The 13,643-nt window shown below is 63.8% G+C and carries 10 protein-coding genes; 6 read left to right on the top strand and 4 right to left on the bottom strand.

The window, feature by feature from the left end; all coding sequences use genetic code 11:
* The first annotated feature begins 81 nt into the window (after window positions 1–81).
* Together F3J24_RS10900 and F3J24_RS10895 are read left to right on the top strand one after the other, a co-directional pair.
* Window positions 82–1,638 (top strand): PAS domain-containing methyl-accepting chemotaxis protein, encoded by a 1,557-nt coding sequence (locus tag F3J24_RS10900; RefSeq protein WP_167005812.1) that lies wholly within the window; start codon window positions 82–84, stop codon window positions 1,636–1,638.
* Between the two features lie 74 nt (window positions 1,639–1,712).
* Window positions 1,713–4,073 carry a hypothetical protein gene (locus tag F3J24_RS10895; protein ID WP_167005809.1) on the top strand — a complete coding sequence of 787 codons (2,361 nt, stop codon included), beginning with the start codon at window positions 1,713–1,715 and terminating at the stop codon, window positions 4,071–4,073.
* Window positions 4,074–4,136: 63 nt separating this feature from the next.
* Here F3J24_RS10895 and queF read toward each other — a convergent pair whose 3' ends face one another.
* From queF to F3J24_RS10875, 4 genes are all read right to left on the bottom strand, one after another.
* Entirely contained in the window at window positions 4,137–4,982 is an 846-nt protein-coding gene (gene queF / locus F3J24_RS10890; RefSeq protein ID WP_167005806.1) for an NADPH-dependent 7-cyano-7-deazaguanine reductase QueF, read from the bottom strand.
* Window positions 4,983–5,055: 73 nt separating this feature from the next.
* Window positions 5,056–5,955 (bottom strand): 2OG-Fe(II) oxygenase, encoded by a 900-nt coding sequence (locus tag F3J24_RS10885; RefSeq protein WP_167005803.1) that lies wholly within the window; start codon window positions 5,953–5,955, stop codon window positions 5,056–5,058.
* Window positions 5,956–6,000: 45 nt separating this feature from the next.
* Window positions 6,001–6,801: a peroxide stress protein YaaA gene (gene yaaA / locus F3J24_RS10880; protein WP_167005800.1), complete on the bottom strand. Its 801-nt coding sequence runs from the start codon at window positions 6,799–6,801 to the stop codon at window positions 6,001–6,003.
* Between the two features lie 107 nt (window positions 6,802–6,908).
* Entirely contained in the window at window positions 6,909–9,881 is a 2,973-nt protein-coding gene (locus F3J24_RS10875) for an Rne/Rng family ribonuclease (RefSeq protein WP_167005797.1), read from the bottom strand.
* A gap of 585 nt (window positions 9,882–10,466) precedes the next feature.
* On the opposite strand from F3J24_RS10875, the gene F3J24_RS10870 reads away from it, so the two are divergent.
* The 4 genes from F3J24_RS10870 to F3J24_RS10855 are packed head-to-tail and all read left to right on the top strand — an operon-like array spanning window position 10,467 to window position 13,583.
* Entirely contained in the window at window positions 10,467–11,471 is a 1,005-nt protein-coding gene (locus tag F3J24_RS10870) for an RluA family pseudouridine synthase (protein ID WP_167005794.1), read from the top strand.
* A gap of 9 nt (window positions 11,472–11,480) precedes the next feature.
* Window positions 11,481–12,164, top strand: a complete 684-nt coding sequence (locus tag F3J24_RS10865; RefSeq protein ID WP_167005791.1) for an HAD family hydrolase — start codon at window positions 11,481–11,483, stop codon at window positions 12,162–12,164.
* 8 nt (window positions 12,165–12,172) lie between these two features.
* A complete protein-coding gene (locus F3J24_RS10860; RefSeq protein ID WP_167005789.1) occupies window positions 12,173–12,538 on the top strand; it encodes a Rieske 2Fe-2S domain-containing protein in 366 nt (121 codons plus the stop codon).
* A 1-nt stretch (window position 12,539) separates the two neighbouring features.
* Entirely contained in the window at window positions 12,540–13,583 is a 1,044-nt protein-coding gene (locus tag F3J24_RS10855; RefSeq protein WP_167005786.1) for a S49 family peptidase, read from the top strand.
* Window positions 13,584–13,643: the final 60 nt, after the last annotated feature.

Here is a 13,643-nt window from a genome sequence, read left to right as displayed (position 1 = left end):
TGGTTAACCAGCTGTCGACGGGATGCCTGATCGCTCACTCTCGAACAAAAACTACATAGGCCTATTGGAGGAGTGCAAAGCATGCGCCTGAACCTGCCGGTATCTCAACAAAACTACGACTTTCCGGGCGACGAGCTGCTGGTCTCCAGCACCAACACCAAGGGTGAGATCACGCATTGCAATCCCGCCTTCGTCCGCGTCAGCGGCTATGGCTATGAAGAGCTGATCGGCCAGCCGCACAATCTGATTCGCCACCCCGACATGCCGGCCGCTGCCTTCAAGGACATGTGGCGCACCATCGCCCATGGCTACCCCTGGACGGCACTGGTCAAGAACCGCCGCAAGAACGGCGATCACTACTGGGTGCGCGCCAATGTCACGCCCATCATGGAAGGCGGCAAGCCAAGCGGCTATCTGTCGGTGCGCACCAAGCCTTCGGCGGCGGAAGTGGCCGCAGCCGAAGCGCTGTACGCACGCATGCGCAACGAGGAAAAGCAGGCACAGGCCAGCTTCCGTTTGCGCGCGGGCGCGGTGCGCCGTCTGGGGCTGATGGGCTGGTGGGACGGCCGCAAGGATGTGGGCCTGGTGGCGCGCATGGCCTGGTTGCTGGCCATCGTGGCCTTGATCGTCATGCTGCCCGATATGCTGGGCTGGCAGGGCGTGGCTGCCTGGGGCTGGCGTGCTGCCAGCCTGGTGGCGGGCGGCGCCTTCGTGCTGTGGCGCTTTCAGCAGCGCTGTGTGGCGGGGTTGGAGGAAGCCAGCCGCTTTGCCGCCGATGTGGCCGCCTGCAATCTGAGCACCGAATGCAACCAGAGCTATAGCGGCGCCGTGGGGGCGCTGATGCTGAGGCTGCAGCAGATTCAGATCAATCTGCGCGCCGTGGTGGGCGATGTGCGCACCGAAGTGCAAGGCTTTGCACAGACTGCCCATGAAATCGCTCAGAGCAGTTTAGACCTGGCAGGGCGTACCGAGTCGCAGGCCACCAGCCTGCAGCAGACGGCGGCCTCGATGGAGGAAATTTCGGGCACCGTGTCGCAGACGGCCGATACGGCGCAGTTCATGGCCGGCGCCAGCGACGAGAGCAGCAAGGTGGCCAGCCGCAGCGGCGCGGCCATCAGCGAAGTGGGGCAGGCTATGGAGCATATCCGCGGCTCCTCCACCCGCATGAGCGAAATCATTGGCGTGATCGAGAGCATTGCCTTCCAGACCAATCTGCTGGCGCTGAACGCGGCCGTGGAAGCGGCGCGGGCTGGCGAGCAGGGGCGCGGCTTTGCCGTGGTGGCGGGCGAGGTGCGGGCACTGGCCCAGCGCAGTGCCGAGGCGGCCAAGGAGATCAGCGTGCTCATCAACCGCACGGTCGATGGCATCAATGACGGCAATGCGCGCATGCGTGCCGCAGGCCAGACCATAGACGGCATGGTGCAGGCCGTGGACAAGGTCGGCTCCCTGGTGCACCAGATCAGCATTGCCACGCGTGAGCAGTCGATAGGCATCTCCCAGGTCAACGAGGCCGTGGCCCAGCTCGACTCCGTGACCCAGCAGAATGCGGCGTTGGTGGAGCAGTCGACCAGCGCTGCGCAATCGCTGCGCCAGAGTGCCAGGACACTGGAGCGTTCGGTGGACGTGTTCCATCTCTAGGCTTTTGTGGTCTTGCTCTGAAAAGGCAGCCGTGGAGCTGCCTTTTTTGCATCGGCTTTCGGTAGGATTGCGGCATGAGTGTTGTGCTGACCCTGATCGCCATTGCGGCGCTGGCCCTGTGTTTGCTGATCTGGCTGATATCGCGTTTGCGCGCTGACGCCAGACCCGCGTCGTCTGCAACTGCCCAGCAGGAGGCCGAGCCGTCCGTGGCCCATGCCAGAGCGGCGTCGGAGGTTGCAGCGCAGACGCTCTCCGATCAAGAGCTCGCGGCGCAGGCGGATACGGCGTCAGAGGCCAGCAGGGATGTGAATTTTCGTCCCCAGGGCGAGCGCGGCATGGGCGGCCCCATCTATGGTGATGTGCTGTGTGCGGACGGCGTCTACCTGCCCCATGTCTGGGAGATGGACATGCACACCTCCTATGATGGGCGGTGGCTGCGCACGGGCTTTTATGACAGCGAGACCGCCCATCTGGTCGACCGCAAATCACGTCGCAGCTGGGTAATCAGCAAGCCGGAAGGCGAGCTGCTGGATGCCATCCACTGGCGCATGCCGCGCTGGAGCGGCGAGAGCATCAACGAAAGCGGGATCGCCGACGACGCGCATGTGATCATGTCCGATGCCAGCTTTGAGGCCTGGCTGGGTGAGCATATGGCTGCGCAGGCGCAGCCCCTGCTGCAGGTGGTGGACCTCTGGGTGCCGGCAGACTGCCTGCCGGCCGAAGTCGCCCGGCCCATGCCGACTCTGCCTCAACCGGCTCAGCCCACCCCGGTGCCGTCGGTGCTGTTGCAGCGCCACTGGCCGGCTTCGCTGCGCAAGCTGCGCTACCCCATGGCTCCGCTGCAGAATCCGCACTGGCAGCTGATGCTGGGTGAGGCCGCCCAGCCCTGGGTGCTGGACGAGAGCCACAGCATGGTCTGGCGTGCCGATGCCCAGGCCTTTGCGCTCTATGCCTACCCTACCCAGGGCGATGCCAGCCAGGCCAGCCTGAGGCTGGCCGTATGGACCATGGAGCGGGGCTGGCAGCAATGGCCGGAGTTGATGCCCGAGGATCGCAAGCCCTGGGCCCTGGGCCTGCCGGATCTTGAGCCGCCGAGCGAGCCGCAAGCGCCAGCAGTTTTGCCGCTGAGCTGGCTCAATGAACTGCTGCTGCAGAGAGTGCAGCTCGATATGCCCGAGACCGAGCGCCTGCATGATGGCACCAGCATCAGCTGCGCCATGAGCGAGGTGGATGTCTGCGCTGCCCATCAGCGCGATGGCTTGCCCATCCTCAAACCCTCGCTTCCCTTGTGCTTCGACTGGCTGCGTGATCCGGCGCAGCCCGCGCTGTGGCGCGCGCAGAGCGAGCCGCTCAAGGGGCAGCGCCTGATCTGGACCCTGTCCAAGCCCGCCCGGGAGGAGCTGGGCGAAACGGCGGCCTACAACCTGCAATGGGGTGAACGCCATTTGCCCGGCACCTGGGCTATGGAACACGTGATCGTGCAGGGGCGCTGGGCGATTCTCATGCCGCATGGCCGTGCACCGATTCGCGGTGGCAGCGGCAGCCTGCAGGTCTGGGACGGGGAGCGCCTGCAAAGCGTGGACCTGCCCTGGCCCGTGGTGCGGCTGGCCGCTGTGCCGTCGGTCAAGGGCGGCATGGCCGCTCGCCTGCGCGTGCTGGCGCTGACGGCCAGTCTGGCGGACAAGGACTGGGACCCCTCGACCGCATCCTGGCGCTGGCCTCTGCAGTCCGTATCGGCCAGCCATCTGGCAAGACCCGACTGGCGCCCGCTTTACTCCGAGCGTGAACTGGCGCCCGATGCGCAAGGGCGCTGGCAGTTGCTGCCGCGCTGGCGCGAGGTGAGACAGATCCAGCATCCCTGCTCCGACGGCGACTATGTCTGGCGCGACGACGTGCGCGGCGACACCGTCTGGTGGTGGGGTGGCGTGAACGAGCGCGTCAACCACTATTGGCAGCATGATGAACCTCGCAAGGACGGCGTGATCATGACGCGCAGCGGGCTCGCGTTCTGCGGTGTCGGGCCCTGTGCCTGTCCCCATCCTTCAGGCGAAGGCTGGGCCTTGCTGGAGCCGGTGGAGACACGCTATGGCGAACTGGGTCAATGGCAGCTGCACTGGCTCAACCCCGTGGAAAAGGAAGTGCGCACGCTGACGCTCAAGGCGCGCATGCCGGTGCTTCAGGGCTGGGATGCCCAGGGCCTGCATTGGCAGGATCTGCCCTTGCCTGACGAAGCGGCGCTGCAGGGCGAGGCCAGCGCGGTTCACAAGCCCCCGTCGGAGCCGGCAGCGGCGCGTCAGCTGGTGGTGGCGCAGACCTGGCAGCGTGCTGCCGTCGAGCCTCTGCGCCAGGGCATGAACGGGCTATGGCTGCGCATTCAGGATCTGCGCTATGCAGAGGCTTTGCTGGGGCAGGATGACTGCCCTTGGAAGAATTGATCCCCTGAGCCGCTTTGCAGCCTCAGCCCCTTGCTTGCTGCCCTTGGTTGGGCCGTGCCGATACTACTGGCGTGCCGTGCGCACATTGGCGGGCAGGGCGCCCGGGTGGCTGGTGCGGAAGGGGTTGATGTCCAGGCCGCCTCGGCGCGTGTAGCGGGCGTAGACAGCCAGCTTGATGGGTTTGCAGCGGCTCCAGATGTCCATGAAGATGCGCTCCACGCATTGCTCATGGAATTCGTTGTGGTTGCGAAAGCTCACCAGGTACTGCAGCAGACCTTCCTGCTCGATCTGTGCACCGCTGTATTGAATCTGCACGCTGCCCCAGTCGGGCTGGCCGGTGACCAGGCAGTTGCTCTTGAGCAGATTGCTGACCAGGGTCTCGCTGACGGGGGATTCGCCATGGTTGGCACGCAGCAGCTCGGGAGCCGGCGTGTACCGGGTGCACTCCACATCGAGGCGGTCCAGCAGCAGGCCGTCCAGCTCATGCACTTGCTGGGCATCGAACTGCTCTGCCTGCAGCAGCCGCACGCCCACGCTGCCCTGGGCCTCGCTGCCGCGCCAGGTGGCTTCGGACAGATCGGTGCGCAGGCGCGCCAGCACCTCGCTGGCATCGGCAAAGCGGGTGTTGTTGAAGCTGTTCAGATACAGCTTGAAGGACTTGCTTTCGATCAGGTTGGGCGTTTCGCAGGGGATGGTGAAATGCGCCAGTGCCACCTGGGGCTTGCCACGCAGATTGAGCCAGGAAACCTCGAATGAAGTCCACAGGTCGGCGCCAAAGAACGGCGGGTTGATGGCGGCGCCGATTTCCTCGCGCTTGGTCAGGCGTGGCAGGGGAAAGAGCAGGGACGCGTCGTACTGGTCCACATAGGCCGAGCTTTTGCCCAGCTGCGATTGTTCAGGGGTGTGCATGATTCAAAAACAAAATGGCCAGCAGTAAAAAAGATAGCTGCTGGCGCTTTATGGGTAAGGGCTAGAGCCTGTTTTACTTGAACTCTCGTTCGCGTAGCCACTTGGTGGCAATCCATTTTTCGCCCTCCAGCACGGGAGCGCCGCCGTGCAGGGTCTTGGTCGCCGGGTCGGGCCGGTTGTAGCTGAAGAATACGGCATTGCCACGGCGCGGTACGACCTGCAGCCCTACATCGGGAAAGGTGGTTGCGCCGCCGCGCGCGGGCTCGTTGAGATACATGACCAGGGTTCCCACACGCTGGCCGCCACGCTTGAGTATGGTCGGTGTGCCGGGCTCGTTGGGGGCGAAGTAATCGTAATGCGGCTTGTATTCGGCGCCGGGCCGGTAGTGCAGCACCTGCATGCCTTCGCCGTTTTCCAGCGGCCAGTTCAGCAGCCTGGCAATGCGCTGCTCCACGCGGCCGATGAGCTCGTTTTCTCCACGCTGGAAGAACATGCCATTGCTGGTGCGGTCGTCGTTGACGGCCTCGCCACCGCTCTGGTTGTCCACGGTCAGCGAGCGCTGCATGCGCGGGCTGGCGGAGGCGATGATGGCATCGCACTCCTCGTCGGAGAGCAGGTTGCCGAACACCACGACCCTGGGGTGACGCATATTCATCAGCACATGGACCTCGCGATCGCCGGTGTTGATGCAACAGGGATCTGTCTGCAGATCGGGCTCGGGCACGCCGGACTCGTGAATCTGCACGTTCACCCCGGCTTCGGGCCTGGCCGCCGCGAACGCCTGGGGTAGCTCGCCTTCTTCGGGCAGGGCCAGCGCCCGGCGTGCCAGATGCTCTGCCCAGCCCGCCTTGCGCATGGATTGCAGCAGCGATGGCAGCGGCACGCCGGAGGCGCTTTGCGTGCGCACCCATTGCATCAGCTCGGGTGTCAGGCCGGGAGGTGTGACGAACTCGTCTTGGGTGGAGGTGCTCATGTCGACAATGCTAGTGTGCACTGATGCCGATTTCAATGCGCGGCGTCAGTCTTGCAGCTTGCGGCGGAACACCAGCTTGCCGGGCGTGCTGGCCTGCTCGGCCAGCGCGTAGCCTTCCAGGTCGAACTTGCGCAGGTCGGCCACCTTCCTGGCCTTGTGCTGCACGGCCCAGCGCACCATCAGCCCGCGCGCGCGCTTGGCATGGAAGCTGATGATCTTGTACTTGCCGCCCTTGAAGTCCTCGAAAACGCATTCCACCACGGGGGCCTTGAGCGTCTTGAGATCCACGGCCTTGAAGTATTCCTGCGATGCCAGGTTGACGACAATGCGCTCGGCATGGGCGTCAGCGTGCTCGGCTTGTGCGGCACTGCGCTCGTTCAGATAGTCGGCAATCTGGGTTCCCCAGAACTGATAGAGGTTGCTGCCCTTGGCATTTTCCAGCCGGGTTCCCATCTCCAGGCGATAGGGTTGCAGCAGGTCCAGCGGGCGCAGCACGCCATAGAGGCCGCTCAGGATCACGACATGCTCCTGGGCCCAGTCCAGTTCCCTGGGTTTGAGGCTGGCGGCATTCAGACCTTCGTAGACATCGCCATTGAAGGCCAGCACGGCCTGGCGCGAGTTCTTGGCGGTGAACCTGGCACTGAACGCTTCGTAGCGGCCCACATTGAGCACGGCCAGCTTGTCGCTGATGCTCATGAGCTCGGAAATCTGCTGGGGCGACTTCTCGCGCAGCACTTCGATCAGTTCAAGGGGCTGTTTTTTGAATACCGGCAGCGTGTGTGGCAGCTCGGCGGAAATTGGGCTTTCATAGTCCAGCGATTTAGCCGGAGAGATCAGAAACAACATGGCTTGACGTTCACTCAATCAAAGAAAGGGCGCATGAAAAAGGGCCAAGGCCCCATCCACAGAAGTGGACAGTCCCCTTGGCCCTGTGATGCCGGAAGGCAGTCTGCTTAGGCGTTGACGCCTGCAGCCTGTTCTTCCTTCTCGAACGGCAGCTGCATCAGGCTCAGATCCTTGCGGGTCTCGACCAGAATCAGCGGGCCTTCGTCAAGCACCACCACGGGCGGGCGCTCGCGTGGAATGCGCACGGGCTTGGGCTCGGCGGCAATCGCAGCCTGGACGGCGGCGATCTTTTCGGCATCGGAGTTGATCCATTCCAGACCCGATGCGGCTGCCAGGGCTTGCAGCTCGGCAATCGGCAGCGCATAGCTCTGTGCCTTGGGCGCTGCGACTGCAGGGGCAGGAGCCACGGTTTCAGCCACAAGCTCGACTGCGGCAGCCTGAGGCTCTGCAGCCGCCGCAGGCTCTGCCTGCACGGGCTGGGCGGGCTCCGCCATAGGAGCGACAGCCACCGCGGCTTCTTCTGCAGCCACGGGGGCCTGCACTTCTGCGGCTACAGGCGCTTGCTCTGCCTGAGCCTGAGGTGCAACCGCATCAAAGTAGCTGCGGCGTGCCGGCTGCTCGCCAGCGTCAGTTGCAGGCACTTCGACCGGGGCCTGGGCTTCGGCTGTCTGCTCGGCAGACTGCTCTTCTGCCTGTGCATCGCGCGGTGCACGGTCGCGGCGGTCACGGCCATAGCGGTCACGCGAACGGCGCTGGCGGGGTTCGCGAGTCTCGCCGCCTTGTGCGCCATCCTGCACCTGAGCGTCAGAGCCTTCAGCTTGGGCGGTATTCAGCACCGCTTCGTCGACCACGGGCTGCATGGCGGGCTGGGCATCGGCGTTGCGATTCTGGCGCTCACGGCGGCCTTCACCGCGTTCGCCGCGCTCATTGCGTTCCGCACGTTCGCCGCGTTCCTGGCGGTTGCGCTCGGGCTTGGGAGCTGCGTTGAACTCTTCGCCATTCAGCGCGGCTTCTGCCACCTGGGGCTGGCGGTCGTCGCGGCGCTCGTTGCGTTCGCCACCGCGGCGACTGCCGCGCTCGGGGCGGTCCTGGCGCTGTTGCTGCTCGGGACGCTCGTTGCGTTGCTGCTCATCACGGCCCTGGGCATTGCGGCGGTTGTTGCGGTCCGTGCGTTCGCTGCCATTGCGCTCTGCGCTGTTGCGGTCGCTGCGGTCACCGCCACGGCGGCTACGGTCACCGCCACGGCCTTCGCCTCGGCGGCCATCGCGGCTGCCTTCACGGGCGGCAGGAGCGGCAGCCTCGGCCGCGGGAGCGGGGGCTGCCACGGGAGCCGGTGCGCCAAAGCCGAACAGATTCTTGAGCCAGGCAAAGAAGCCTTGCTCGCGCACCACGGGGCGGGCCGCTACGGGAGCGGGTGTCGCGGCGGCAGCGGCAGTGCGCGGCTGGCGGGGTGGTCGAGGCTCGGCAATCGGCGCGGGAGCATCGGGCAGGACCCCCTTGATGACGGGAGTCTGCTTGTTGGTGGGCTCCTGCGAGCGGCGGGTGACGGTGGTCACCTCTTCGGGCTCGTCGGCCAGCTTGTAGCTGGCTTCCATGGACTCCAGGCGCGAGTCGTCGTGCTTGAGGCGCTCGAGCTTGTAGTGCGGCGTGTCCATGGACTTGTTGGGCACCATGATCACGTTGACGCGCTGCTTGAGCTCGATCTTGGTGATTTCGCTGCGCTTCTCGTTGAGCAGGAAGGAGGCCACTTCCACGGGCACCTGGCAGTGCACGGCGGCCGTATTGTCCTTCATGGACTCTTCCTGAATGATGCGCAGAATCTGCAGCGCCGAGCTTTCCGTGTCGCGGATGTGGCCGGAGCCGCCGCAGCGCGGGCAGTTGATGTGGGCGCCCTCGGACAGGGCGGGCTTGAGGCGCTGGCGGCTCATTTCCATCAGGCCGAACTTGCTGATGGTGCCGAACTGCACGCGGGCGCGGTCCTGACGCAGGGCATCGCGCAGGCGGTTCTCCACTTCGCGGCGGTTCTTGGCCTCTTCCATGTCGATGAAGTCGATCACGATCAGGCCGCCCAGGTCGCGCAGGCGCATCTGGCGGGCCACTTCGTCAGCGGCTTCCAGGTTGGTGCGGGTCGCGGTTTCCTCGATATCGCCGCCCTTGATGGCGCGGGCCGAGTTCACGTCCACGGAGACCAGGGCTTCGGTGTGGTCGATCACGATAGCGCCGCCCGAGGGCAGGGTCACGGTGCGCGAATAGGCGGACTCGATCTGGTGCTCGATCTGGAAGCGCGAGAACAGGGGGGCGTCGTCGCGGTAGCGCTTGACGCGGGCAGCATGCTCGGGCATCACATGTGCCATGAACTGCTGAGCCTGTTCGTAGATGTCATCGGTGTCGATCAGGATGTCGCCGATGTCATTGTTGAAATAGTCGCGGATGGCGCGGATCACCAGGCTGGATTCCTGATAGATCAGGAAGGCGCCCTTGGAGGCCCTGGCGGCGCCGTCGATGGCGCTCCACAGCTTGAGCAGGTAGTTCAGGTCCCACTGCAGCTCGGGAGCCGAGCGGCCGATACCGGCGGTGCGCGCAATGATGGACATGCCCTTGGGGTACTCGAGCTGGTCCATGGCCTCCTTGAGCTCGGCGCGGTCCTCGCCCTCGATGCGGCGCGAAACGCCACCGCCACGGGGGTTGTTGGGCATCAGCACCACATAGCGGCCGGCCAGCGAGATGAAGGTGGTCAGGGCCGCGCCCTTGTTGCCGCGCTCTTCCTTTTCGACCTGGACGATCAGCTCCTGACCCTCGCGGATCACGTCGTTGATGCGGGCCTGGCTGGGCGAAATGCCTTCGGCAAAGTATTGCTTGGAGATTTCCTTGAAGGGCAGGAAGCCGTGGCGGTCTTCACCATAGTCCACAAAGCAGGCTTCGAGGGAAGGCTCGACGCGGGTCACGACGGCCTTGTAGATATTGCCCTTGCGTTGTTCGCGACCTTCGATTTCGATCTCGTAGTCCAGCAGCTTCTGGCCGTCCACAATGGCCAGGCGGCGTTCTTCAGACTGCGTCGCGTTAATCAGCATCCGTTTCATGATGCGCTTCCTTTATTCGTTTTATGGGGCACGCTGGTCACAGACCAACGTGCCTTTGACTGGTAATCAAAGACAGGCTCAACAGGAGCCGTGATGCCAGACGAACGTGTTGAAACGGATGAGGAATCTGGGGCGGTACAGGACGGCGCTACTGGCCTGATCTCAAGTCAGTAGCGGAGGTACAGGCCGGGGGACGAGCGGTAGAGGACGCGCATGCAGACGGGGTACAAAAGAAGCCGACGCGCGTGCTAGGGAGGTGGGTGGTTTCTTCCAGACATGACTCGTCCCGGGGGCCGGCCGTGCCTTGCCCCAGAGGTTGATCAGCAATGTCCAAAAGATCCACATGCTCGTTGAGAAAACCGACAGTTGCAGGCTGCTTTTGCCTGGTCAACTGCACGGTATGAGATTCCGTATCAGTGTTTCAATTCGTCAGCCTTTGCCAGGCTTTCACAGGCTGCTGCAGCTCATCTTGACTGCAATTTGCGTGTGCAAAACTGGCGGGCATCGACCTGCCTGTGCGGTGGGAAATGATTGTTTGGACTAAACTCCATGCGAATCAATCACTTACAACTAAGCTCGGCACAGGTGAAACACATTATAGAGGGCAAACCGGCACAGGACCGGTCCCAGAATACGGCCACGGCCTCGGTACGGCTGATCGAGGTCGATGAAGACTCCGCCGGACAGCGACTCGACAACTTTCTCATGCGCCACCTCAAGGGGGTGCCCAAGACCCATGTCTACCGCATCATCCGCAGTGGTGAAGTACGGATCAACAAGGGGCGCGTGAGTGCAGAGACCCGGGTTCAGCCCGGCGATGTGGTGCGTCTTCCCCCGGTCCGGATCTCCGACAAAGTGGCTGAAAAAGCGGAACGCCCGGCGCCGGCTAAGGACTTTCCCGCACTGTTGGATGACGAGCACATGATCGCTTTGTCAAAGCCTGCCGGCGTGGCCGTGCATGGAGGCTCTGGCGTGAGCTTTGGCGTCATCGAGCAACTGCGCCAGGCGCGTCCCGATGCCAAGTTTCTCGAGCTGGTGCACCGGCTGGATCGCGAAACCTCGGGCATCTTGCTGGTCGCCAAAAAGCGCTCCGCACTCATCAATCTGCAGGACCAGTTTCGCGAACGTGAGACCGGCAAGACCTATCTGGCACTGGTGCAGGGGGCTTGGCCGGCCAACAAGAAGGTCATCGACCTGCCGCTGCACAAGTATCTGCAGGCTGATGGCGAGCGCCGCGTGCGCGTGACCACGGCCGATGACCCGGACGGAATGCGCTCCATCACCCTGGTCAAGATCAGAAAGCTGATCGAGCCGCGTCCCCTGCAAGGACTGCCTGCCATGAGCCTGCTGGAGGTGACCATCAAAACAGGTCGTACCCACCAGATTCGCGTGCATCTGTCGTCACAGGGGCATCCCATCGTGGGCGACGATAAATATGGTGATTTTGATCTCAACCGTCGTGTGCAAAAGCAGGGGCTCAAACGCATGTTTCTGCACGCCTGGCGGCTACAGTTCAACCATCCCGCCAGCGGCGAGCGTGTCGAGCTGCGCGCCGAGCTGCCGCCGGAGCTGGCGGATTTTGTGAACTGACTAGGCTTCATGACTACTGAAAACCATAGCGCCCAGCGACCACGCCGCTTCGATCTGATTGCATTTGACTGGGACGGGACCGTGGCGGACTCGACGGCCATCATCAGTCGCAGCATCCAGGAGGCGGTGCGTGATGTGGGTGGCACCGTGCCCAGCGACGAGCAGGCAGCCTATGTGATCGGCATGGCGCTGATGCCGGCTCTGGCCCGCGCGGCACCCGATGTGCCGCCTGAGAAATACCCGGAGTTGGCCAATCGCTATCGCTTTCACTTCTTCAAGCATCAGGACGATATCTGCGTGTTTGACGGCATCCTGCCTTTGCTTGCAGAGCTGCGTGAACGCGGCCACTGGCTGACCGTGGCCACGGGCAAGAGCCGCATGGGGCTCAACCATGCGCTGCAGGACCCGCAGCTCAAGGGATTGTTCGACGGTTCGCGCACGGCCGACGAGACCGCCGGCAAGCCCAGTCCGCTGATGCTGCACGAGCTGATGGCCGAATTCGGTGTGGAGCCCGAGCGCACGCTGATGATTGGCGACACCACGCACGACTTGCAGATGGCGCAGAATGCCGGCTGTGCCTGTGTGGGGGTCTCCTATGGTGCCCATGCGCCCGACGGCTTTGCCCAGTTCGATCCGCTGTTCGTGGCCGATTCCGCGGCGCAACTGCGGGCCTGGCTGCTGGCCAACGCGTGAAGCCAGATATGACAGATGCCGTGGAGCTGTGCGCCAGTGCGGATCTGGTCGATGGCGGCCGGGCGGTGGGCTTTGATGTGCTGTATGCCGGTCAGAGCAGCCGCGCTTTTGCGATTCGCTACCAAGGGCAGGTTCATGCCTATCTGAATCGCTGCAGCCATATCCCCATGGAAATGGACTACCAGGAAGGTCAGTTTTTCGACGATTCCGGTCGCTGGCTGTTGTGTTCTACCCACGCAGCGGCCTACGAACCTGACAGCGGTGCCTGTGCGGGCGGTCCTTGCCGCGGCGGACTGGTAAAAATCGCCTTGAGCGAAAGCAGTGGCTTGGTGCACTGGCATACTGGGCCACAACTGAAACCTCTGAAGTTTTGAGATGAGTACTCCTGACAACCATGATTCCCAGTCGCATGTGACGCCGGGCGCAGACCTGTGGTCCAAGGCGCCTGCTGCGTCCGCTGAGGCGCCCGCCGCTGCCAAGGCCTCCGGGAATGGGGGCTGGGAGCGCGATGTGCTGGAAAAGCTGGTGTTTGCTTCCATCAAGGAGCAGCGGGCGGCACGGCGCTGGCGTTTTTTCAGCCGTCTGCTGTGGTCCGTGGTGGTGCTCCTGGTACTGTGGGCAGTGTTCTTCAAGGACACGGCCACCAAGACCAGTACCTCACCCCATACTGCGGTGGTGGAGATCAAAGGCGAGATCGCCTCGGGAGCCGACGCTAGTGCCGAGTTCGTGGTGGCGGCCATGCGCAGCGCCTTTGAGGATTCCGGCTCGCGCGCCGTGGTGCTGCTGATCAACTCGCCTGGCGGCAGCCCCGTGCAGGCCGGCATCATCAACGATGAGATGACGCGTCTCAAGGCCAAGTACAACAAGCCTCTGTATGCGGTGGTCGAGGAATCCTGTGCCTCGGCGGCCTACTACATTGCGGCGGCGGCCGACGAGATCTTCGTCGACAAGGCCAGCATCGTGGGCAGCATCGGCGTGCTCATGGACGGCTTTGGCTTCACCGGCGTGATGGACAAGGTCGGCGTGGAGCGCCGCCTGCTGACGGCCGGCGAGAACAAGGGCTTTCTCGACCCCTTCAGCCCCATGTCGCCGCAGCAAAAGGAATTTGCGCTGCAGATGCTGGAGCAGATTCACCAGCAGTTCATCGGCGTGGTCAAGGCCGGTCGCGGTGACCGCCTGCATGAGACCCCCGAAATGTTCAGCGGACTGTTCTGGACCGGCCAGCAGGCCGTGGAGCTGGGTCTGGCCGACAAGCTGGGCAGCCTCGACTATGTGGCGCGCGAGGTGGTCAAGGCCGAGGAGGTCATCGACTACACCCGTCGCGACAATGTGGCCGAACGTCTGGCCAAGCGCTTTGGCGCCGCCATCGGAGAGGGCTCGGTCAAAGCCATGCGCGGCTTGGTGCCCAGCATTCGCTGATTAAGCATCGAAAGGCCGCTAACCCATTGCCAGGTGAGCGCCGATAGCTATCAAAAAGCC

Source organism: Comamonas sp. Tr-654 (assembly GCF_011752915.1).
Lineage (GTDB): Bacteria > Pseudomonadota > Gammaproteobacteria > Burkholderiales > Burkholderiaceae_C > Comamonas.
This window is presented reverse-complemented; position numbering and strand designations above follow the sequence as displayed.